Source organism: Pseudoduganella flava (genome assembly GCF_007830495.1).
GTDB classification, from domain to species: domain Bacteria; phylum Pseudomonadota; class Gammaproteobacteria; order Burkholderiales; family Burkholderiaceae_D; genus Rugamonas; species Rugamonas flava.
In genome coordinates, this window is sequence record NZ_VLKW01000002.1 from 679414 (window position 1) to 700648 (window position 21235).

Below are 21235 nucleotides of genomic sequence, written 5' to 3' on the forward strand. Positions count from 1 at the left end.
GGAGACACCGTGGCGGGCATACAACCAAGAATGGATGCCCATGAAAACCTTGATGTCGATCTCCCTCGTCCTTGCCGCGGCCTGCGCCGCGGCCCCGGCGGCATACGCGCATTGCGGCAGCGGCGGCGGTGCGACCGTGTGCCTGACCGCGACCGGCTCGGCCAGCAACGTGCAGTTGCGCTGGACCGTAACCGGCACGGTGACGGGGCTGGAGGTGTACCGCGATACCGACAGCGACCCGGCCGGCCGGACCAGGATCGCGCAGCTCGGCCGTACGACCACCAGCTATACGGACAGCGCCGCGGTGGCCGGCAAGGCCTATTGGTATTGGGTGAAGTTCACCGCCGGCACCGGCAGCTACAATTCCGGCACGGCGATGGCCGTGCGCGTGGGCGCGATGCGCAACCTGAGCAGCCTGCAGCTGGCACCGCAATTGTCGCCCGGCTGGAACCTGGGCAATACGCTGGAATCGATCGGCGGCGCACCGCCGTACCACACGTCGCAGGAAACGGCATGGGGCAATCCGGCGGCGAACCAGGCGCTGTTCGACGGCGTCAAGGCGGCGGGATTTCGCAGCGTGCGCATCCCGGTGGCGTGGAAGCCGTACGCCGACGCCAACGACAACATCGATCCCGCGTGGATGACGCGCGTGACGGAAGTGGTCAACTATGCCCACAACGCGGGCCTGTACGCGATCATCAACGTGCACTGGGATGGCGGCTGGCTGCAACCGACCTATGCGCGGCAGAACGAAGCCAATGCGCGCTTGCGCAAATTCTGGACCCAGATCGCCGGCAATTTCAGGAACCACGGCGACACCTTGCTGTTCGCCGGCACCAACGAGGTGATGGTCGACGGCGACTACAACGCGCCGACGGCCGAGTATTGCGAGGTGCAGAACGGCTTCAACCAGGAATTCGTCAACGCGGTGCGCGCTACCGGCGGCAACAACGCGAGCCGCCACCTCGTGGTGCAAGCCTTCAATACCAATATCGACTACGCGCAGACGTGCAACGCGCGCATGCCGAGCGACTCGGTCGCGGCGCGCCAGATGATGGAGGTGCACTTCTACGATCCGTACTCGTTCACGCTGGACGTCAACTCCGGCAACTGGAAGTGGGGCGAGGCGGCCATGCCGGGAGACTGGGCCAACGAGGCGCACGTCGACAGCACGTTCCAGAAGATGAAGACGAACTTCATCGACAAGGGCGTGCCCGTGATCGTGGGCGAGTACGCGGCCAGCCTGCGCACCGAATACGATTCGGCCGGATACTATCGCAAGTACTGGGACCAGTACGTGACGAAGGCGGCCTTCCAGCGCGGCCTGGTGCCCATCTACTGGGATAACGGCTACCGGGACAACCACCAGAGCGGCCTGTTCGACCGCGCCACGGGCGCCCAGGGCTACCCCGACGTGATCGGCGCGATCGTCAACGCCGCCAGGTAACTCGCTGGGATCGGCAAGGCTGCGGGCCAGGGTGGCGACACGGCAGCGTGCGGATGGGTAAAGTGGAGTCACTTCCATTCGCACAGGAGCCTATCCCGATGAATATCCGCAGCCTGATTCCTTCCGCCCTGATCGGCGCCGTCGCCAGCGCCCGTTCGATGACCCCGATGGCCACCATCGCCACGGCCCGCCTGGCCGGCCGCCACACGCCCGGTGAACTGTTCCTGCTCGACCGGCCCCTGTTCAAGTTCGGCGCTTTGGCGATGGGGGCCGGCGAACTGGTCGGCGACAAGATGAAGACCGCGCCCGACCGCACCGTGTTTCTTGGCCTGCTGGCGCGCGTGATGAGCGCGGGCATCGCCGGCGCGGCACTGGCGCCGCGCGGCGAGGAGCGGGCCGGCGCCGCGCTGGCCGTCGCCACGGCCGTACCGCTGGCCTATGCGACGCTTGCCGGACGCAAGCAAGCGATGGCCCGCATCGGCCAGACCCGCAGCGGCTTGATCGAGGACGCGCTGATCGTCGCGGCCGGCGCCGCGATCGTGGCGCTGGCGACGCGGCAGTAACGGCAACGCACGCGAAGGGCATCACCCGCGAAGACGACGGAGCCAAGACTCTGCGGAGGTGCTCGCGGAGGGCGATGGCCGAAGCCTGTTGTATGATGCAGGAGAGGCGCCGGCGGCGGACAGAGACGCCGGCAGGTCATCGGCGCTTTCGCGGGGTGTCGAAGAGCGAATCCAGCGTTGGCTCGGCTGGAACCGGTTGGATTGCGGCCGTCGCCGCGCAGTCGGGAAATTTGGCAAATGGTCCGGCCGCTGTCCAGAAATCGGTCCGCCAGAAGCAGTAATCATCGAACTCACCATGCGTCTGAGGACCCTTCTCGTCACCACCGATCGGGAAGCGGGTCAAATAAACCCTGCGTCGCAGCTGCTTGCCGTCGTCGCCGTCGCGGGGGAAGACATCTGCGGCCGTCCGCGTGATATTCCACCACGAGCCCGATGTCCTGTCCTTGAATGAGTTGATTTCACCGAAGATATTGTCGATCCAATGCAGCAGGCTGCCGCGTGGAATGAAGTCGTAATAGCCGTTCTCGCTGATCTCCCGATACGGATCGATGCTCAGATTGTAAAAGCGAGCTTCGTCATGGCCCCCTTGGCGCATCCAGGGCACCAGCACATTTTCCATGTCCTTGATGCGCGCAGCGGCGCCCATGAACACGACATTGTGTACGTTTAACCTCGGGTGACGTGCCAGGATTGCGTTAGCGACGATCGTCCCCATCGAGTGGCCAATGAGATTGATCTTCACGCACTCGCCGGGTTGTGACGAACATTGGTGTCGCGTATGGAAAAGTGCTAGAAAGGTGGTAGCGGCGGTATCGGCATAAAATTCGTCGTCGGACGGTTCTGCGGGCATTTGCGCGGCGTAGCCGTTTCCACGGTTGGATTTGTCGATCTCCTCGGGTTTGGTCACGGGAATTCGTCCCTCGAATGCCTCCGGCTTGCTGAGCACTAGATCCGTCCGGCGCAACATGGCGTCCCACGCGCCGCTGCCAAAGCCATCAACCAGGGGCGCCGTAAGGAACTGCACGGGATTAAGAATGCTCCAGTAGGTACCTCCTACGCCGGTGTCCGGTTCTTCATCCTTCACATTGAAGCCAATCTGGTCGAGTTTTTCGCGCCTGCGCTTGGAATCGCGCTCTACGTCTGCGTAAAACTTGCGACTGACGACTATCGGGTCGCGTATTTGCCGGTACCAAGCTTCAGGAATGTGCACCAACGAACGAATGATATCTTCCAGTAGTACAAGCGGCGAGGTCGGGATCGCTTGGGACAACGTATGCTCGCCTTTCCGAGTCCGGAAAAGGTGATCGTTATAGTTGGTGAAAGGGCCGGAGTTCCACCCTATAAAGACGGCGTATTGACCGTCCTCAAGCATGTGAGGCGCGAGACGCACAGCTCGGCATTTCGAGTTCTCAAACCTGTTCAGCCCGCCATGGATGACTATGGTCAGTTCGAGCTGTGGGTTTTTCAACCGCTCCGCGTCAAAGTGCGCGATTATCCGCTGTGCGTAGGCTTTCTCCACTTGATAGGTGGATTTACGCGCGCCTTGCTGCTTCTCGATGACCCGAGCTTCGTCGACCAATCTTCCTTTTCGATCGATGTAAATGGAATGATGGTCGAGAATCGCTTCGGAAGTGGCCGAATCGGTGCAGTTCTGCTCTGCTGACGCGATTCGAGTAAGAGCCAGAACGTAAATGGCCAGGACGGGAATCGCGATTTTCACATTCAGCTCCCTCGAGATTTTTCTGGCCGTACGCCGAATTCGGCGTACGGTTAGTTGTAGAAGTGCTACTTCAGATTAAATCCGCGCGACGATGATTTCAAGAGGTTAACGAAGAAGAAGGCGTGCGCGTCGGATTTCGGCAACGACCTTTAATGTCGAGCTGTCACATTCCGGGATGAGCTGTCAGACCGCGCTTGGGGTCACGCGAATGTCGGGAATTTTTACACTCTTTTCTGAAGCGGAATCACTATGCTCTCCCTATGTGTCTGACGAGACGAAAAAAAGCTTATCTGGTGCGGTTTTTGCTGCGTCGTTGGCGCAGAGGGCTATTCGTGCATTGTGCACGACGCCGCGCTTCTGTCTCAAGGCGAAGGAGCCGCCCATGGATCAAAAAACGGAGGAGCCCTGGAAAATTACCCTTGCGGACCTATGGCACGCGTTGACGTTCGGAAGACAGCCAGTTGCGGTGGCCTTAGTACTGCTGATTTTCGTATTGCCGGGTGCTTATGGACTCGCCATGTTTTATGTGAACGCTGCCGCGACTGTTCTTTCGCAACTGAAAGGGAAAACTGCGCTGATGTCTCCTGACGAAGAAGACTTGCGCGACGAATGGGTCGCGGTTGTTTCGTACTGGCCTTCCCAAGCGGAGGCCGAAGCAGCAAGGAATGCGTTCAAGGCGCTGTACACGAAGTACGAAACAGTGAAACGAGGAGTCGGGCCAGGCGCCTATCCATTGTGGCGCGATGACATCTTCGTCGGAAGAGATCCAGAGAACGACGGGAGGTGGGTGCTCGCCATGGATTTGTACTTTGGGCCGTCGAGCCAACAGGCGGTCGCGGTGGAGCTTGGACGGCTCTCACGACTCGGTGGAGAGGACGCGGAGGCGCAGAACACCTACCAACGCCTGTTTGTGGCGAGCCGGGTTCTCTGCTATTCACGCAAACGCTTTGAACGTACTTACGGCTCGTTGGGCCCGACCGTGAAGCAAAAGACCGACTCACAGGGGACGCCTTACCCCTCCTGTGACAGCACGCCGCAATAATACGAAGGAGCGCACCTTCTCTTCCGGAGATTTTTTCAGATCCTTGTCGATTCCCCGCATCCCGGCCCGTCGTCGGGATGCGGCACCCATCATCCAACCCTCGACAAGGAGCTACCATGAACAAGCAAGTCATCTTCAACCTGCCGGTCAAGAACCTCGACCGTTCCAAAGCCTTCTTCGCGGCGCTCGGCTTCACGTTCGATGCGAAGTACAGCAGCGACAACGCGGCATGGATGGTCATCGCCCCGGGCAGCATCAACGCGATGCTGATGACCGAGCCCTTCTTCCAGTCGCTGATCGACAAGCCGCTGGCGCAGGCCAGGGAAGCCAACGAAGTCATCATCTGCCTCAGCTGCGAGAGCCGCGCGGAAGTGGACAGCCTGATCGCCAAGGCCGTCGCCAACGGCGCCCGCACGCCGCATCCGCCCGAGGACCACGGCTTCATGTACGACCAGGGCTTCGAGGACATCGACGGCCACCTGTGGAACCTCGTCTGGACGGCACCGCAGGCGTGACGTCGCGGGCGGTCCGGGCTTCCCGCGCCGGCCCGCTCCGTGCGGACTGTGCGCAGCATGCATCCTGCATGCGACGCACGCCGCCGGTGCGTGTGTCACATTCCGCTGACATCTCGCAATTTGTGGTGGAATTCGCGGTGGCGGTGGGCTATATTAAGCTTACGTTACCAAGGAGGTAACATGTCACCACTTCCTGAAGTTCAGCCGCCAAAGGCACTGCCGGGCATTGCATGCCGGCGCCGATGTCGGTGCGGCTGAAGACCCTCCTGGCACCCGCGCGACCGTGCATCTTGCACCCGTTGGCGGGGCAGCGCCATACAACGACCCGACGCCCCTTCCTATCGTGACCGGGCTCTGATCGCCCATGCATCAAACGCATTGCCCATTGCGCGCAGCAGGCCGGCACTGAACCGGCACGTGCGCCCGCGCATGGTAGGGTTCGCGCCGCCACGCGCGGTGCGCGCCATCGAGCGGTTCCCGTATCGGCTTGCCTACACCAAGGGGAGGGCGACATGCCTGTCACGCTGAGTTATCCAGGGGTTTATATCGAAGAGTTGTCGAGCGGCGTGCACACCATCACCGGTGTCGCCACGTCGATCACCGCGTTCATCGGCGCCACGCTGCGCGGCCCGAGCAACGTGGCCACGCGCATCCAGAGCTATGCCGACTACGAGCGCACGTTCGGTCCGCTCGATGCGGCCTGCACAATGGGCTACGCGGTGCAGCACTACTTCCAGCACGGCGGCACCGATGCCTACATCGTCCGCGTGGCGGGCGACGGCGCTGCGAAGGCGACGTTCGAGCTGGCGACCGCGGACACGCCGCTGAAGCTGGTCGCCACCGGCGAAGGCACGTGGGCCGACGAGTTGAAGGTGACGATCAGCTACGACGACACGAAGGACAAGGACAAGCTGTTCACGCTGCGGATCCAGAAGCCGGCGAGCCCCGGGTCCGACAAGCTGGTCGACCTCGAGAAGTTCATCAACCTCTCGCATGAGGCGGCGCACGAGCGCAACGTCAAGTCGGTGCTCAGGGGCTCGGCGCTGCTGAACGTGGATGGCGCCGTGCCTGCCGCACGCCCGAACGCCGCGACATTCGACCCGAAGTCCAAGGGCAACGCGGGCAAGGCGATCAAGGACGCCGATGTCCTCGGCGACCAGGAAAAGCGCACGGGCCTGTACGCACTGGACGAGGTCGATCTGTTCAACCTGCTGTACATTCCGCCGCTGGAACGGGACACCGACGTCAAGAACGACACGCTGGCCAAGGCCGCCACCTACTGCACGAAGCGGCGCGCACTGCTGATCGCCGACCTGTCGCTGGAGGGAGCGGCGGGCGGCGACGACGTCACCAAGGCCGAAGCGGCCGTCAATGCGCTGCGCAGCCAGGCGACCGCCGACGCGGCGAACGTCGCCGTCTACTTCCCGCGGGTGGTGATGGCCGACCCGCTGCAGCAGGGCCGCTCCGCCGCGTTCGGGGCGGGCGGCGCCATCGCCGGGATCATGGCGCGCACCGACAGCCAGCGCGGCGTGTGGAAGGCGCCGGCCGGGCTGGACGCGGGCTTTTCCGGTGTGCGCGAACTGACGTACAAGCTCGATGACGGCGCCAACGGCCGCCTCAATCCATTGGGGCTGAACTGCCTGCGCAGCTTCCCCGTGTTCGGCACTGTCGTGTGGGGCGCGCGCACGCTGGCCGGGGCCGACGTGCTGGCGTCGGACTGGAAGTACGTGCCGGTGCGGCGGCTGACGCTGTTCATCGAGGAAAGCCTGTACCGCGGCACGCAATGGGCCGTGTTCGAACCGAACGACGAACCGCTGTGGGCGCAGATCCGCCTGAACCTGGGCGCCTTCATGCACAACCTGTTCGTGCAGGGCGCGTTCCAGGGCGCGGCGCCGCGCGACGCCTACTTCGTCAAGTGCGACAAGGAGACGACGCCGCAGAACGCGATCGACCTGGGCATCGTCAACATCGTGGTCGGCTTCGCGCCGCTGAAACCCGCTGAATTCGTCGTCATCAAGATTCAGCAAATCGCCGGTCAGATCCAGGTTTGAGGGGGAATAGCATGGCTCAGTTCAGTGTCAACGCCCAGCGCTTCGATCCGTACAAGAACTTCAAGTTCCGCGTCAAATGGGATGGCCGCTATGTCGCCGGCATCAGCAAGGTGAGCGGCCTGAAACGCACCACCGAGGTCGTCGAGCACCGCGAGGGCGGCGACCCCAGTTCCGCGCGCAAGTCGCCCGGCCGCACCAAGTACGAGGCGATCTCGTTCGACCGCGGCGTCACGCACGATGCCGATTTCGAGGCATGGGCCAATAAGGTCTGGGCCTTCGGGGCCGGCCTGGGCGCGGAAGCATCGCTGAAAGACTTCCGCAAGGACCTGATCATCGAGGTCTACAACGAGGCGGGCCAGCTGGCGCTGGCGTACAAGGTGTATCGCTGCTGGGTCTCGGAATACCAGGCATTGCCGGACCTGGATGCGAATGCGAACGCCGTCGCGATCCAGCACATCAAGGTCGAGAACGAGGGCTGGGAGCGGGACGTCAGCGTGCCCGAACCGGCCGAGCAAAGCCTGTCCTGACCATGCGCACGCCGACCGCCAGCGAACTCCTGCAGCTGTGGGAGGACAGCGCCGCACGTACCAGCGCCGAACGCGCCCTGGCGCTGCTGGCGCTGGCCGTGCCGGAGCTGGGCCATGCCGGCGCCGCCTACTGCAGCATCGGCGGGCGCGACGACATGCTGCTGGCGCTGCGCGAGCGGCTGTTCGGCGATGAACTGGTCAGCGTCGTCGACTGCCCGGCCTGCGGCGAGGCGGTGGAGACGCGCTGGCGCGCCGGCCAGTTGCGGACCGGGCTCGCAGGGGAGGCGCCCGCGCCGCTGGAGTGGACCGACGGGCAGGTGCGCGTCGCGTTCCGGCTGCCGACCACGGCGGACCTGCTGGCATTGCCGCCGCACGGTTCCCCGGCCACGATCCGCCGCCTGCTGCTGGAGCGCTGCATCGAATCGTCCGACGCACTGTCGCCCGGCGCGGCGGTGCAGCCGCAAGACTTGCCGGAACCCGTGCTCGATGCGCTGGAACAGGCGATGGCGGCGGCCGATCCGATGGCCGACATCGACATCGCATTGTCCTGCCCCGCGTGCGGCCACCGGTGGGACGTGGGCTTCGACATCGTCAGCTTCCTGTGGGCCGAGCTGCACGCGTGGGCCCAGCGGCTGCTGCTCGACGTGCACAAGCTGGCGCGCGCCTACGGCTGGTCGGAAGAGCAGATCTTGGCGCTGAGCCCCGGCCGGCGCATGCTGTACGTGGAAATGAGCGCATCATGACGAGCTTCCTGCAACGATTGGCGTTGCGCGGGAACGGCACGTTGCCCGTGCTGAGGCCGCGCCTGCCGGGGCTGTTCGAGCCGCCGGCCGGCGTTGCGGCGCTGCCGGTCGGGGACGATGGCGGCGCGGACGATGCCGCCGCCATGCCCGCGCCGGCGGAGCAGGGCAGGACGCGTACCATGCACCCTTCGTCGCCGGCACCGGAGCGGATAACGCGAGACGAGTCCGATACCAGCATCGCCCGCATGCCGCAGGGTGCATCGCCATCGAGCGCTGAACCGGTGCGAGCTGTCACAGCGGCGCAGGCGTTGACGCGGCCGGAACCGCAGCACCATGCCGCAACCGCGGCCCACCCGAACGTCATCGCGCCCGTCATCGAACCGCCGGCGCCGTCGCCGGTGGCCCATGCGTCCCTGCCGCGGCAGCAGACGGCGATGCCCGAGCGGCCACGCTTGCAACCGCCGGCAGCACTGGACCGGTCCCCAATCGACGACGACAGAGCGGCGCTGCACCGCAGCCCGCCGCCTGCCACGCCGGCACCGGCGCTGACGCCGAGCGTCCCGTCCGCGCCCGATGCGGTGCGCGCGGCCCGTGCCGCGCAGCCGGCAGCCGCCACACCGCTGCCGACGGTGCAGGTCACGATCGGGCGTGTGGAAGTGCGCGCGACGCAGGCGCCGGCCGCGCCGGTGCGCCAGTCCAGCCGCCCGCAGCCGACCAGCCTTGACGATTACCTGCGCCAGCGCGACGGCCGGCGGGAGGGACGGCGATGAGCAATACGCTGGCCATCGCCGCCACGACGGCGACCTTGCGCAAGGTGCTGCTGCAGCGGATCGGCGACCTGGATGCGACGCTGAAGAGCGACCTGACGGTGACGACGCAGCCGCTCGACCTGGTGCACCAGGCCCGCAAGGACACGACGCCGCCGCAGCTGAACATCTTCCTGTACCACACTGCGTTGAACGCCGGCTGGCGCAATACGGATTTGCCGGACCGGTCGCGGCCCGGCGAGCGCGGCATCCCGCCGCTGGCGCTGAACCTGTACTACATGATCACGGCCTACGCCACCAACAACAACGACGACAAGGATGGCGACGAGTCCAGCCACCGGGTGCTGTGCGCGGCGATGAGCGTGCTGCACGACTACCCGGTGTTGAGCCGGGCGGACATCGAGGCGGCGCTGGACGGCAACGACCTGGCGCGGCAGCTGGAGCGGGTGCGCGTGACGCCGCAACCGCTGTCGGTGGACGAGATCTACAAGCTGTGGACGGCCTACCAGGCGCCGTACCGCATCTCGGCCGCGTACGAAGCGACGGTGACGCTGGTCGACAGCCGCCTGACGCAGCAGGCGGCACCGCCCGTCCTGAAGCGGGGCAAGGAGGACCGCGGCGTGTTCTCCATGCTGGGCGCCGCGCCGCGCATCGATGCGGTGCGCATCCCGGGCCGGCAGAATGCCGCGCGGCTGGGCGAGGAAGTGCTGCTGCTGGGCGAGCACCTGAGCGCGGCCGGCGCCGTGGTGCGCTTCGACGGCATGCGCTTCCCGGCACGGATCGAGCTGCCGCCCGTGGCCGGCGACACGCCGGGCCAACTGGCCGTGCGCCTGCCGGCCAGCGGCCCGGCGCCGGCCGATCCGGATGCCTATGTGCGCTGGGCTCCGGGCTTCTATGCGCTGTCGCTGGTGCAGACGGTGCCGGACGGCCCGGCGCTGGCCAGCAACCAGGTCGGCTTCGCGCTTGCCCCGGTCATCACGGTGGCGCCATTGACGGTGGCGGCCGGCCCGTTCACGCTGACCGTCACGTGCGCGCCGCAGCTGCGCGACGGCCAGCAGGTGCGGCTGATCTTCGGCGACCGCCAGGCGGCACCGGCCAGCTTCACGCAAGGCGCCGACAGCAGCGCACCCAGCACGCTGACGTTCGACCTCGACGTGGCCGACAGCGGCACCTACCTGGTGCGCCTGCGGGTGGACGGCGTGGACAGCGTGGCCGTCGTCTACACCGGCACGCCGCCGGTACCCGGCTTCGACCCGCAACAACAGGTCACGGTGCAGCCATGAATGCCGCCGACTGGAACAAGGAGAACGACCGCTACCTCAGCGAAGCGGTGGCCTGGGTGCGCACGCGACTGGACGGCATGGCGCCGCCGAAGGAGGAGCCGCCGCCGGCGGCCCGGCCGGCGAAGGCGTTCTGGCGCACCAGCCCGGCGTCCGCGCCGTTGCAGGTGCCGTTGCAGGGCCAGGCGGCGCAACCGCCGGCGGCGCAGCGCGTGCCGCGCCCGGCCAGCCTGGACGAGCCGGCCGAGGAGGACATGGCACCGGCGCTGGTGCAGCTGACCACCCGGCTGGACCTGTCGCCATTCGAGCGCGACGTGCTGCTGCTGTGCGCCGCGATGGAGTTCGACACGGGCATCGCCGCCCAGTGCGCGCGGGCGCAGGACAATGCGAACCGCGGCTATCCGACGTTCGGCCTGGCGCTGGCGATGTTCGACGAGCCGAGCTGGGATGCGCTGTCGCCGGAGCGGCCGCTGCGCTACTGGCGCCTGGTCGACATCCGCCAGCCGCAGGGCGTGCCGCTGATCGCCGCCAGCCTGTCGATCGACGAGCGCATCGTCAACTTCATCAAGGGCTTGAATTACCTGGATGATCGCCTCGCCATGCTGGTGCTGCCCGTCGCCGGGCCGGCCGAGCCGCTGCCGCCGTCGCAGCAAGCCGTCGCGGAGGCGATCGCGCATGCCGTCGCCCATCCCGTCGAGCCGGTGGCCGCGACGCCCGCACTGCCGCTGGTACAGTTGCTGGGGCCGGACAGTGCCAGCAAGCGCGCGATCGCCGGGCAGGCCGCGCGGGCGCTGGGCTGCCAGCTGTATGCGCTGGACCCTGCCAGCCTGCCGCAGGCGGTGGCGGACGTGGAAAACTTCGCCCGCCTGTGGCAGCGCGAAAGCCTGCTGCTGCCGCTGGCGTTGTACGTGGACACCGACGATCTCGATCCGGCCGGCGCGGGCGAGGCGCACCGCGCGGCGATCAACCGGCTGCTGCTGCGCACCGGCGGGGTGATGTTCCTGGCCACCCGCGAGCCGTGGGCCCGGCTTGGCCGCGCCGTCGTCAGCGTCGACGCGGCCAAGCCGAGCACCGCGGAGCAGCAGCGCGCATGGCAGGACGTGCTGACGCAGGAACCGGAGCGCGCCGCCTCCGACGCGGCTACGCTCGCGAGCCATTTCAACCTGAACGTGGACGACATCCGCCGGATTGCCGCGCAAGCCGATGGGGCGGCGCTGGCACCGCTGTGGGACAGCGCGCTGCTGCATGCGCGCCCCGCGCTGGACCAGCTGGCGCAGCGCATCGACCCGGTGGCCGGCTGGGACGACCTGCAGCTGCCCGATGCCGAGACGGCGCTGCTGCGCCAGATCGCCGGCCAGGTTGCCCAGCGCGGCGCCGTGTACGATGAGTGGGGCTTCCGGGCGCGGATGAACCGGGGCCTGGGCATCAGCGCGCTGTTTGCCGGCGACAGCGGCACCGGCAAGACGATGGCGGCCGAAGTGATCGCCCGCGAGCTGCACCTGCTGATCTACCGGATCGATCTGTCGGCCGTCGTCAGCAAGTTCATCGGCGAGACGGAGAAGAACCTGCGCAAGCTGTTCGACGGCGCCGAGGACAGCGGCGCGATCCTGTTCTTCGACGAGGCGGACGCGCTGTTCGGCAAGCGCAGCGAGGTCAAGGACAGCCACGACCGCTACGCCAACATCGAGGTGAACTACCTGCTGCAACGGATGGAAGCCTACCGGGGCCTGGCGATCCTGGCCAGCAACCGCAAGGGCGCGCTGGACACCGCGTTCCTGCGGCGGCTGCGCTTCATCGTCAACTTCCCGATGCCGGCGCCAAGCCAGCGCGAGCGCATCTGGCGGCGCATCTTCCCGCCCGAGACCCCGCTCGAGGAACTCGACTGGCAGCGCCTGGCGCAGTTCGGCCTGTCCGGCGGCAGCATCCACAACGCAGCGCTCAATGCCGCCTTCCTCGCGGCGCGCGCGGGACGCAAGGTGGACATGCCGCTGGTGCTGGAAGCGATCCGGGGCGAATTGCGCAAGCTGGAAAAACCCGTCAGCGAAGCGGACTTCCGGCAGCTGGCGCCGGCCGGAGCGCGGTCATGAACGGCGCCCCGATGAACGTCGTCGTCCACATCGATCGCCTCGTGATGGACGGCGTGGCGCTGGAAGCAGGGCAGCAGCACCTGCTGCAGGCGGCCGTCCAGGCCGAGCTGGTACGGCTGCTGGCGGCCGGCGGGCTCGCGCCCGAATTGGCTGGCGGCATCGCCGGCGGCATGGCCGTGCCGCGCATCGCGGGAGGGGAGCTGGCGTTGCCGGCCGGGGCGCAGGGCGGGCAAGCCGGGCGGGGAATCGCCGCCGGTGTGTACCGTGCCATCGGCGGGGTGGCGCCATGAGCGCGCATGCCGCCGCCATGGAACGGGTCGCGTCGCGTATGGGCCCGCGCGGTGGTGCGCACGCGGCGCCGGCGCCGGCCAGTGCCGCGCGCGTGCTGGCCGAGGATGGCCAGCCATTGCCGGCGCCGCTGCAACGGGACATGGCGCAACGCTTCGGCCACGATTTTTCGCAGGTGCGGGTGCACGCCGGCCCGGCTGCCGCGCAATCGGCGCTCGACGCGGGCGCGCATGCCTATGCGAGCGGCCGCCACATCGTATTCGGCGCCGGCCGCTATGTGCCGGACTCCGGGGCCGGGCGCCGGCTGATCGCCCACGAGCTGACGCACGTGATGGAGCAGGGCGGTGTTGCCGACCGCGCCGTCGTGCATTGCCAGAAGCCCGATGTCGCGGCGGCGGCGCCCGGCAGCATCGATGGTGCGATCGACATGGCCGTCGCCGCGAAGGTGCGCTTCGACGCCAGCCCGTCCGACCAGCCGGGCGCCATCGCGCTGCTGGACAAGCTGTCGCGCTACCTGAGCGAGGCGCTGACCGACGCGAAGATCGACGCCAAGCGCCGCTACCTGGGCTCGAAGGCGCTGGACGTGCACAACGTGCGCGCGGCGCCCGCGAGCCTGGCCGGCAAGATCCGCAGCGGCTATCCCGTCGACGCGCGCCACTGGAACGAGGTCATCGGTGGACTGCGCATGGCGAAGATCGCCCTGCAGATCGTCGTCGGGGAGCGCTTTCCCGAGCAGACCGGCATGTATTACGAAGGCATGTACGCGTCGGACGAAGAGGAGGCGCAACATGAGCTGGCCGCCGACTTCAAGGAGCACGTGATGGCGGCCAGCCAGGACACTGGCCCGCAGGGCATCACGCCGCTGGTGCTCGCGTCCGTGCTGCACAATGAGATCGCCAATACGGCCGTCATCGGCCAGCCGCTGGAAACGCCGGCCGAGGCCCGTGCCGACGAAGTGAAGAAGGTCGACGCCAGCCTGAAACGGGCGGCCGCCGGCGCGCAGGTCGACCCGGCGGACATCGACCGTTCCGTCGGCGTGGGGCAGATCAAGCTCAGTACCGCGGCGGCGATGGCCGGCAAGATCCCCTGGCGCGAAAGCAATCCGGCCACCCGGCACGGCGTGCGCGCGCAGACCGCGCAGGACTTCGCGGCGCTGGGCGTGGACGTCAAGTCGGCCGTGCTCCGTATTCTCGCCGACCCGCGCAAGAACATCTTCGTGGCCGCGGCCCTGCTGAAACGGCTGAAGAACCGGCCGCACCGGTATCCGGCGATGCCGCGCGCCCAGTTCGGCGCCGACGAGCAGGCCGTGAAGCTGATCGCCACGGAATACAACATCGGCGCCTCCGACACGCCGCTGGCCGCCGCGAAGCCGACAGACTATGGCGATACGGTGTGGAAGCTGATGGGGTCGGCCGTGTTGAAACGTAACTTCCCGAATACCTGACCAGGAGGACGCCATGCAAAAAGCCACGTCCACCACCGCCCCCGCCGCGCTGCACCCCGTGCCGCGCGCACCGGCGCTGTTGCAGCGCAAGTGCGCATGCGGCAGGCCGGCGATGGGTGCCGGCCAGTGCAGCGAGTGCGCCGGCAAGCATGCCTGGGGACAGCGCAAGGCCGATGCGGCGGCGCCGGGCGGGCTGCGCATCGGCGCGGCCGACGATCCACTGGAACACGAAGCGGACCGGGTCGCCGACCAGGTGCTGGCCGGTCCCGCGCCCGATGTGATCGGCGGCGCGGCACCCGGTATCCAGCGTGCCGCTCACCACGCCCTGGCCCACCAGGACAGCGCGCCGGCTAGCGTGGCGAGCGTCATCGCCGGCGCCGGCGCGCCGCTCGACGGTGCCGTGCGGCAGGACATGGAGCAGCGCTTCGGCCACGATTTTTCCGGCGTGCGCGTGCATGCCGGCAGCGCCGCCGCGCAATCGGCGCGCGACGTGCATGCCCGCGCCTACACGGTGGGCAACCACCTCGTGTTCGGCGCCGGCCAGTTCGCGCCGCAGACGCAAGCGGGGCGGCGCCTGCTGGCGCACGAGCTGACGCACGTGATCCAGCAGGACGGCGGTGCGGATCTCGTGCAGCGCGCCGAAGTGGACGACCGCTCCTGCGCGGGGCTGACCGACATCGAATCCGACATCGATACCAAGGTGAATGCGCAGATCGCCGCGGCGCGCACGGCGGCCGCCAAGCCGATGGTGGTGGCCGATTTCCTCGACGACGTGGCGGGGCGCCTCGGCGGCAAGTTCATGGGGTCGATCGAGAAATTCATCAAGGCGCTGCCGAAAACGAAACGCACGGATCCGGCCCAGGACCTGTCGGGCACGAAGTTCGCGGGGGTAGAGAGCGTCAACCGCTTCTATCAGCTGCACACACAGGGTGTGGTCGGTGTCGTCGGCCCGGCCGCGAACGTGAAGAGCATCTGCATGGGGGCGGACAAGCTCGGCCACTTTTTCGAGGAAGGCTTCATCTACTTCCAGCTGGCGCGCGCCGGTGGGACGAAGGCCCAGCTGGAGAGCACCGGCCGCTACCTCGAGATCAGCGCCAAGCAGGGGCTCGGTGTGACCGGCGTCTATTCGAACGCGGACATGGCGGCGAACATGGCGGGCAAGCAGTTCTATACGGACCTGGAAGCGGACCCCGCCGGCTACACGTTCAAGATCGCCAACTACATCACGAAGCAGTGGAACGAGGCGGCCAATCCCAGCTTCTACGCGGCCAGCGAGGGCAGCGTCATCTGGAGCAATCTGCTGACGGGCAAATGGCTGGGCGCGTTCACGTCCGGCGGCGGCAAGTCGGCACCGATCGACGCGAAGGTGGACCTGGTCGCCACGCCGGCGGGCACCGTGACCGGGACGGCCGAGTGGCCGGCCGCGAAGCCCACCAACAAGGAAAAGATCAAGAACGGCAAGATCACCCAGCGCACCACGGCCGTCACCGGCACGCTGCCGACGACGCCGCCCGACACGCTGTCGGCCGATGCCGTGAGCGGCGTCTCGATCACGTATGAGTGGGAGGGCAAGAGCAGCAAGGGCAAGGGGAAATGGGATTCCGTCGACGAGCAGAACCTGACCGGCGTATGGGGGATCGGCAAGTCGATGAACAACGGCGGCACGTGGCGCCTGAAGAAAGCCTGACCAGCGAGGACGGTATGCAAAAGATCAACGCCGGCGCCAGGGCCAATGGCGCAGCGGGTTCCACGCCGGCGTCCACTGCGGGGCCGCTGCAGCGCCGCTGTGCCTGCGGGGCCCATACCTGGGGTGGTGGGCAATGCGCGGCTTGCGCGCAGGGCCGGGCTGCCGGCTTCCTGCAGGCGAGCCTCGGCATCGGTGCGAGCGACGATCCGCTGGAAGTGGAGGCCGACCGGGTGGCCGAGCATGTGGTTGCGGGCGGCCGCGCGCCGCTGTCGGTGCAGCGCCATGGGGGCCAGCCGGCGCCGGACGCATCGCCGGTGCCGGCCAGCGTCGACCAGGCGATCGGCAGCGCCGGCACGCCGCTGGACGCGCCGCTGCGCCAGGAAATGGAGCGGCGCTTCGGCCACGATTTTTCCGGCGTGCGGGTGCATACGGATGCGCTGGCGGCGCGCTCGGCGCGGGACGTCGCCGCGCATGCGTATACGGTCGGCCAGCGCATCGTGTTCGGCGAGCACCGCTACGCACCCGCGACGCGCGACGGTCGCCGGCTGCTGGCGCATGAGCTGACCCACGTGATCCAGCAATCGGGTGCCGCGCCGATCGCGCCGCGCGTGCAGCGGCAGGACAAGGGCCCGGCCGTGCCGCCGTCTTCGGCTCCGTCTTCGGCTCCGGCCCGGCTCACCTACACGAAGCAGACGCCTGTGCAGCACCGCTGCGGCGACTTCGCCTGGCGGATCAAATGGGGGCTTCAGGGCGCAGCCGACCAGGCCAATGGCTTCATCGTGCAGAAGGTCAAGCAGGAATCGTTGACGCAGAAATGCGACGGCACTTCCGACCATGACTTCTACCTGTACTGGGAAGCGTGGCAGGTCAAGAACGGCAAGATCATGAGCGGCATTTCGGACCGGGAATCGCTCGGCGACGAGTTCACCTGGTCGAACACGAGCGGCACGAAGGGCGGCACGTACGTGAGCGGCGCGGCCAAGTTCATCCAGGGCTACATGGAGCCGTTCAATTGGGGGCGCCTGCCCCAGGCCGGGCCGCTGCCGGCCACCACGAAGGAGCCGCCCGGCTGGACGGAAGCGGGGTCGAAGTACCGCTACGTCGGCGTGCTGGATTTCTTCTGCTGCGACGGGCAGTACCGGCAGTCGAAGCTGACGACCGAAGAACTGGACGTCTGACCACCATGGCGAGCGCATGATGACATCCCTGGCCCGTTCCCCTCGCATCCCGTCGGCTCGCCATGGCGTGCCGGCCGTGTCGCGTGCTCCGGCGCCGGCAGCCTTGCATGCCGGCGACAGCGCCGCGCCGTCGCGCTTCGCCCACGATTTCAGCCAGGTGCGCGTGCAGCGCGACCCGGCCCAGGCCAAGCCCGAGGAAGAAAAGAAGAACGAAGAAGATGCGCTGGGCGGCGGCCTGTCGGTCGTGCTGGAGCACATCGTCGAGCACGAGCCTCTGAAGGCGATGCTGGATCCGGCGCTGACGAAACTGAAGGCGCCGTTCAGCCAGCTCTCCCCCGGCGAGAAGGCATTCGGCATCGGCTTCGGCGCGGCGACCCTGGGCATGGCCGGCGGTGCCATGTTGAGCGACAAGGGCGGGCGCAAGGCGCTCGAAGGCGTCAACCTGGCCGCGCCGCTGGCGCTGATCCCGTATGTACCGCTGAAGAAATTCAGCTATACGCAACCGGCCGGCACGGGCCCCGATGCGAACCTGTGGAAGTTCCAGACGTCGCTGGCCGGTGACGACCTGCTGAACATTTTCACCAAGCGGCGCGGGCTGAAGCCGATGGCGCTCGGCCTGAACCTGGAGTGGGGCGTCGACGCGGGCAGCGGCCGCATGGTGCTGCTGGGCGGCGACGCGACGTTCTCGCCGCTGCCGGGCGTGTCGATTTCGGCCGGCATGTACAAGGATGTGCTGCAGCCGCCCGCGCTGTTCCCGAACGGCAGCGGCACGTTCATGGAAAGCCGCAAGAGCATCCCGGCCATGCCGGCGGCGCCGGCGATTCCCGATACGCGCGTGATGCTGACGATCGACGTGATGAAGTTCCTCCAACGCAGCCAGCCACGGGCCAAACGGCCGGAAAAGCCATGACCACCTTCCCCGGATCCCCCCGCATCCTGAAAGGCGGCATCGTGCTGCTGGACCCGGCCAGTTCGGCCGTGCTGCGCGTGATCACGCTGCAGTACAACGCCGATACGCTGTCGCGCACCTTGCAGGTCCAGGCCGTGGCGGGCGATGGCGCCGACCGCTCGGAGGCCCTGCGCATCAAGGGCCCGCCGGCCGAGACGATCAAGCTGGACGCCGAAATCGACGCCACCGACCAGATGGAATTCCCCGAACAGAACGGCACCGTCGGCCAGTTCGGCATCTTCCCGCAACTGGCCGTGCTGGAAGCGCTGGTCTATCCCACCAGCGCCCAGCTGAAGAACAACAACAGCCTGCAAGGCAATGGCACGCTGGAGATCCTGCCGATGGAGGCGCCGTTGACCTTGTTCGTGTGGAGCAGCGTGCGCGTGCTGCCGGTGCGCGTGACGGACCTGTCGGTGACCGAGGAAGCGTTCGACGTCAACCTGCACCCGATCCGCGCCAAGGTCAGCCTCGGCTTGCGCGTGCTGTCCGTGAACGACCTGGGCTTCGCGCACAAGGGCGGCAACCTGTTCATGAACTACCTGCGCCAGAAGGAGCAACTGGCCACCTTGGCGCAGGGCGGCACGCTGGCCGGCCTGGGATTGAAAGGCATACCATGAGCGACTTCTCGGCACTCTCGCGCTACTTCGGCAGCGCCACCGCCACGCTGGAACTGGCCGACGGTACCACCGTGATCTACCTGCGCCGGCGCTTCGTGCCGGCCCCGGAACGTTACGCGCTGCTGCAGTGGCACGAGGTGCGGGATGGCGAACGGATCGACCAGGTCGCCGCGCAATACCTGGGCGATCCCGAGCAGTTCTGGCGCCTGTGCGATGCCAACCGCGCGCTGCGGCCGGAGGAACTGGTCGACCGGCCGGGCAAGCTGCTGCGCATCACGTTGCCCGAAGGGCTGCCGGGAGTGCCCGATGCCTGATGCGATCAAACAGGGTCTCAACCTGACGCTGCTGATCGGCCCACTGGTGCCGATCCCGGCGCCGCGCGCCGTGCTGGAAGCGCTGAACGACGTCACCGTGACCACCAAGGACACGGGCCGCAGCGGCTTCCAGCTGACCTTCACGCTCAGCAACCGCTCGCCGCTGCACACGCTGTTCCTGCTGTCCGGCGGCAGCCCGGTGCCGGTGCTGCGGGTGATCGTCGTCGTCACGTTGAACGGCACGCCGAACGTGCTGATCGACGGCGTCGTGACGAATAACGAGATCGTGCCCGGTACCGATGGCCATGCGACGTTGACGGTGACGGGCGAAGACCTGTCCGTGCTGATGGACCGGCAGGACCTCTCCGGCTTTCCATTCCCCGCCGTGCCGGCCGAGGGCAGGGTGGCGCTGCTGTGCGCGAAATATGCGGTGCTCGGCGTCGTGCCGCTCGTGATCCCCAGCGTGCTGGTGAACATACCGATTCCCACCACGCGCATCGAGGGCCAGCGCGGCACCGATTTTTCGTACATCAATGCGCTGGCCGAACGGGTCGGCTACGTGTTCTACCTCGATCCCGGGCCGGAGCCCGGCATGAGCATCGCGTACTGGGGCCCGCAGATCAAGGTGGGGGTGCCACAGCCGGCGCTGAACATCAACATGGATGCGCACACCAATGTGCTGTCGCTGTCGTTCAGCTTCGACAACAGCTTGAACGCGATCCCCACGCTGTACTACTACAACGAGCTGACGAAGGTGGTGATCCCCATTCCGATCCCGCCGATCACGCCGCTCAACCCGCCGCTGGGCCTGATCCCGCCGATCCCGACGCGGCTGGAACCGGTGGCCGACAACCTGGCGAAGTACCCGCTGGCGCAGAGCATCATGTGCGGCCTGGCGAAGGCGGCCAAATGGGCCGAGGCGGTGACGGGCAAGGGCGAATTGAATGTGCTGCGCTACGGCCGCATCCTGAAGGCGCGCCAGCTGGTCGGCGTGCGCGGCGCCGGCCCCGCGTTCGACGGCCTGCATTACGTGAAAAGCGTCACGCACAAGATCAAGCCGGGCGACTACAAGCAAAGCTTCGAGCTGTCGCGCAATGGCCTCATCTCAACCTTACCGAGGGTGCCCGCATGAGAGACGACACGACACGCTACTACGGCAAGTACCGCGGCACGGTGCTGAACAACGTGGACCCGGAGAACCGCGGCCGCATCATGGCCATCGTGCCCGACGTGCAGGGCCTGGCGCCGACGACGTTCGCGCTGCCTTGCCTGCCGGCGGCCGGCAAGGGCAGCGGCGCCTACTTCGTGCCGGAGATCGGCTCCGGCGTGTGGATCGAGTTCGAGCAGGGCGATCCCGACTACCCGATCTGGACGGGCTGCTTCTGGGGCGCCACCGTCGAGCTGCCGGAGATGGGCATCGCTTCGCCGCCGCCGACGCCGAACATGGTGTTCCAGACCACGGGGCGCAACTCGATCACCGTGTTCGGCGTGCCGGGCGGCGGCGTGATGCTGTGTTCCGGCCCCGTCGGCAGTCCGTCCAGCCCGCGCATCGTGATCACGCAGGCCGGCATCACGCTGACGACGGGCACCGCGACGATCTCGCTGAACGGATCGGCCATCAACATCGTCGGCTCGCCCGTGACGGTGAATGCCGGCGCGCTCGTCGTGACGTGAAAGGAGAGATCATGCCAGGCTTTCTGCTGCATGCCGGCGCCAGCGTCACCTGCGCCCACCTGGGCCCTGCCCAGCCCACCGCGCCGAACCCGCGCGTGACCGTGATGGGCATGCCGACCGTGCTGATGACCACACAGTACGCGATCACGGGCTGCACGCTGCCGACGGTGACCTCCGGCGCGCCGCCGTGCGCGACCGCCAGCTGGATCACCGCTGCCACGCGGCTGACGTCGAACGGCCAGCCGCTGCTGCTGTTCGACAGCCAGGCCACGTGCGTGCCGAACGGTACGCCGCTGACGGTATTGGCCACGCAAACCCGCTGCAGCGGCATCTGAGGCCCGC

The 21235-nt window shown here is 67.3% G+C and carries 21 protein-coding genes; 20 read left to right on the top strand and 1 reads right to left on the bottom strand.

The genetic code is table 11. From position 1 onward, the window contains the following. Positions 1 to 40 precede the first annotated feature (40 nt). On the top strand, positions 41 to 1447 hold the full coding sequence (locus IP92_RS07270; RefSeq protein ID WP_145873852.1) for a glycoside hydrolase family 5 protein: 1407 nt from the start codon (positions 41 to 43) through the stop codon (positions 1445 to 1447). Between the two features lie 98 nt (positions 1448 to 1545). Then, entirely contained in the window at positions 1546 to 2010 is a 465-nt protein-coding gene (locus tag IP92_RS07275) for a hypothetical protein (protein WP_145873853.1), read from the top strand. Between the two features lie 136 nt (positions 2011 to 2146). Here the strand turns inward: IP92_RS07275 and IP92_RS07280 are convergent, their stop codons facing one another. Next, complete coding sequence (locus IP92_RS07280; RefSeq protein ID WP_145873854.1) at positions 2147 to 3730, bottom strand: alpha/beta hydrolase family protein; 1584 nt, start codon at positions 3728 to 3730, stop codon at positions 2147 to 2149. Between the two features lie 382 nt (positions 3731 to 4112). On the opposite strand from IP92_RS07280, the gene IP92_RS07285 reads away from it, so the two are divergent. The 18 genes from IP92_RS07285 (at position 4113) to IP92_RS07370 (ending at position 21228) form a co-directional block, all read left to right on the top strand. Next, a complete protein-coding gene (locus IP92_RS07285; protein ID WP_145873855.1) occupies positions 4113 to 4772 on the top strand; it encodes a hypothetical protein in 660 nt (219 codons plus the stop codon). Between the two features lie 116 nt (positions 4773 to 4888). Then, a complete protein-coding gene (locus IP92_RS07290) occupies positions 4889 to 5287 on the top strand; it encodes a VOC family protein (RefSeq protein WP_145873856.1) in 399 nt (132 codons plus the stop codon). Positions 5288 to 5799: 512 nt separating this feature from the next. Continuing rightward, on the top strand, positions 5800 to 7338 hold the full coding sequence (locus IP92_RS07295; protein ID WP_145873857.1) for a phage tail sheath family protein: 1539 nt from the start codon (positions 5800 to 5802) through the stop codon (positions 7336 to 7338). Positions 7339 to 7349: 11 nt separating this feature from the next. Further along, complete coding sequence (locus IP92_RS07300) at positions 7350 to 7865, top strand: phage tail protein (RefSeq protein ID WP_145873858.1); 516 nt, start codon at positions 7350 to 7352, stop codon at positions 7863 to 7865. Between the two features lie 2 nt (positions 7866 to 7867). Continuing rightward, positions 7868 to 8608 carry a T4 family baseplate hub assembly chaperone gene (locus IP92_RS07305; protein WP_145873859.1) on the top strand — a complete coding sequence of 247 codons (741 nt, stop codon included), beginning with the start codon at positions 7868 to 7870 and terminating at the stop codon, positions 8606 to 8608. Beyond that, on the top strand, positions 8605 to 9378 hold the full coding sequence (locus tag IP92_RS07310) for a hypothetical protein (RefSeq protein WP_145873860.1): 774 nt from the start codon (positions 8605 to 8607) through the stop codon (positions 9376 to 9378). The genes IP92_RS07305 and IP92_RS07310 overlap by 4 nt, the downstream gene beginning before the upstream one ends. Continuing rightward, positions 9375 to 10658, top strand: a complete 1284-nt coding sequence (locus tag IP92_RS07315; protein WP_145873861.1) for a Pvc16 family protein — start codon at positions 9375 to 9377, stop codon at positions 10656 to 10658. Before IP92_RS07310 ends, IP92_RS07315 begins: the two co-directional genes overlap by 4 nt. Then, the gene (locus tag IP92_RS07320; protein ID WP_145873862.1) at positions 10655 to 12742 is read left to right on the top strand and encodes an ATP-binding protein; all 2088 of its coding nucleotides are present in this window, start codon (positions 10655 to 10657) and stop codon (positions 12740 to 12742) included. The genes IP92_RS07315 and IP92_RS07320 overlap by 4 nt, the downstream gene beginning before the upstream one ends. Then, entirely contained in the window at positions 12739 to 13032 is a 294-nt protein-coding gene (locus IP92_RS07325) for a hypothetical protein (protein WP_199271893.1), read from the top strand. Before IP92_RS07320 ends, IP92_RS07325 begins: the two co-directional genes overlap by 4 nt. Next, entirely contained in the window at positions 13029 to 14474 is a 1446-nt protein-coding gene (locus IP92_RS07330) for an eCIS core domain-containing protein (RefSeq protein WP_145873863.1), read from the top strand. The genes IP92_RS07325 and IP92_RS07330 overlap by 4 nt, the downstream gene beginning before the upstream one ends. 13 nt (positions 14475 to 14487) lie before the next feature. Next, on the top strand, positions 14488 to 16161 hold the full coding sequence (locus tag IP92_RS07335; RefSeq protein WP_229418670.1) for an eCIS core domain-containing protein: 1674 nt from the start codon (positions 14488 to 14490) through the stop codon (positions 16159 to 16161). 14 nt (positions 16162 to 16175) lie between these two features. After that, on the top strand, positions 16176 to 17339 hold the full coding sequence (locus tag IP92_RS07340) for an eCIS core domain-containing protein (protein ID WP_199271892.1): 1164 nt from the start codon (positions 16176 to 16178) through the stop codon (positions 17337 to 17339). A 16-nt stretch (positions 17340 to 17355) separates the two neighbouring features. Beyond that, positions 17356 to 18249: a hypothetical protein gene (locus IP92_RS07345; RefSeq protein WP_145873865.1), complete on the top strand. Its 894-nt coding sequence runs from the start codon at positions 17356 to 17358 to the stop codon at positions 18247 to 18249. Then, complete coding sequence (locus tag IP92_RS07350) at positions 18246 to 18905, top strand: hypothetical protein (protein WP_145873866.1); 660 nt, start codon at positions 18246 to 18248, stop codon at positions 18903 to 18905. Before IP92_RS07345 ends, IP92_RS07350 begins: the two co-directional genes overlap by 4 nt. Beyond that, positions 18902 to 19219 carry a LysM peptidoglycan-binding domain-containing protein gene (locus tag IP92_RS07355; RefSeq protein WP_145873867.1) on the top strand — a complete coding sequence of 106 codons (318 nt, stop codon included), beginning with the start codon at positions 18902 to 18904 and terminating at the stop codon, positions 19217 to 19219. The genes IP92_RS07350 and IP92_RS07355 overlap by 4 nt, the downstream gene beginning before the upstream one ends. Next, positions 19212 to 20351, top strand: coding sequence for a hypothetical protein (locus IP92_RS07360; RefSeq protein ID WP_199271891.1), 1140 nt, complete (start codon positions 19212 to 19214; stop codon positions 20349 to 20351). Before IP92_RS07355 ends, IP92_RS07360 begins: the two co-directional genes overlap by 8 nt. Continuing rightward, positions 20348 to 20893 carry a phage baseplate assembly protein V gene (locus IP92_RS07365; protein ID WP_145873868.1) on the top strand — a complete coding sequence of 182 codons (546 nt, stop codon included), beginning with the start codon at positions 20348 to 20350 and terminating at the stop codon, positions 20891 to 20893. Before IP92_RS07360 ends, IP92_RS07365 begins: the two co-directional genes overlap by 4 nt. A gap of 11 nt (positions 20894 to 20904) precedes the next feature. Next, positions 20905 to 21228, top strand: a complete 324-nt coding sequence (locus IP92_RS07370; RefSeq protein ID WP_145873869.1) for a hypothetical protein — start codon at positions 20905 to 20907, stop codon at positions 21226 to 21228. Positions 21229 to 21235 lie beyond the last annotated feature (7 nt).

Coding starts and splice junctions, on each gene's coding strand:
- IP92_RS07365 (WP_145873868.1), top strand. CDS start 20,348: ATGAGAGACGACACGACACGCTACTACGGCAAGTACCGCGGCACGGTG.
- IP92_RS07295 (WP_145873857.1), top strand. CDS start 5,800: ATGCCTGTCACGCTGAGTTATCCAGGGGTTTATATCGAAGAGTTGTCG.
- IP92_RS07275 (WP_145873853.1), top strand. CDS start 1,546: ATGAATATCCGCAGCCTGATTCCTTCCGCCCTGATCGGCGCCGTCGCC.
- IP92_RS07345 (WP_145873865.1), top strand. CDS start 17,356: ATGATGACATCCCTGGCCCGTTCCCCTCGCATCCCGTCGGCTCGCCAT.
- IP92_RS07360 (WP_199271891.1), top strand. CDS start 19,212: ATGCCTGATGCGATCAAACAGGGTCTCAACCTGACGCTGCTGATCGGC.
- IP92_RS07310 (WP_145873860.1), top strand. CDS start 8,605: ATGACGAGCTTCCTGCAACGATTGGCGTTGCGCGGGAACGGCACGTTG.
- IP92_RS07290 (WP_145873856.1), top strand. CDS start 4,889: ATGAACAAGCAAGTCATCTTCAACCTGCCGGTCAAGAACCTCGACCGT.
- IP92_RS07350 (WP_145873866.1), top strand. CDS start 18,246: ATGACCACCTTCCCCGGATCCCCCCGCATCCTGAAAGGCGGCATCGTG.
- IP92_RS07335 (WP_229418670.1), top strand. CDS start 14,488: ATGCAAAAAGCCACGTCCACCACCGCCCCCGCCGCGCTGCACCCCGTG.
- IP92_RS07340 (WP_199271892.1), top strand. CDS start 16,176: ATGCAAAAGATCAACGCCGGCGCCAGGGCCAATGGCGCAGCGGGTTCC.
- IP92_RS07355 (WP_145873867.1), top strand. CDS start 18,902: ATGAGCGACTTCTCGGCACTCTCGCGCTACTTCGGCAGCGCCACCGCC.
- IP92_RS07300 (WP_145873858.1), top strand. CDS start 7,350: ATGGCTCAGTTCAGTGTCAACGCCCAGCGCTTCGATCCGTACAAGAAC.
- IP92_RS07320 (WP_145873862.1), top strand. CDS start 10,655: ATGAATGCCGCCGACTGGAACAAGGAGAACGACCGCTACCTCAGCGAA.
- IP92_RS07330 (WP_145873863.1), top strand. CDS start 13,029: ATGAGCGCGCATGCCGCCGCCATGGAACGGGTCGCGTCGCGTATGGGC.
- IP92_RS07305 (WP_145873859.1), top strand. CDS start 7,868: ATGCGCACGCCGACCGCCAGCGAACTCCTGCAGCTGTGGGAGGACAGC.
- IP92_RS07270 (WP_145873852.1), top strand. CDS start 41: ATGAAAACCTTGATGTCGATCTCCCTCGTCCTTGCCGCGGCCTGCGCC.
- IP92_RS07325 (WP_199271893.1), top strand. CDS start 12,739: ATGAACGGCGCCCCGATGAACGTCGTCGTCCACATCGATCGCCTCGTG.
- IP92_RS07285 (WP_145873855.1), top strand. CDS start 4,113: ATGGATCAAAAAACGGAGGAGCCCTGGAAAATTACCCTTGCGGACCTA.
- IP92_RS07315 (WP_145873861.1), top strand. CDS start 9,375: ATGAGCAATACGCTGGCCATCGCCGCCACGACGGCGACCTTGCGCAAG.
- IP92_RS07370 (WP_145873869.1), top strand. CDS start 20,905: ATGCCAGGCTTTCTGCTGCATGCCGGCGCCAGCGTCACCTGCGCCCAC.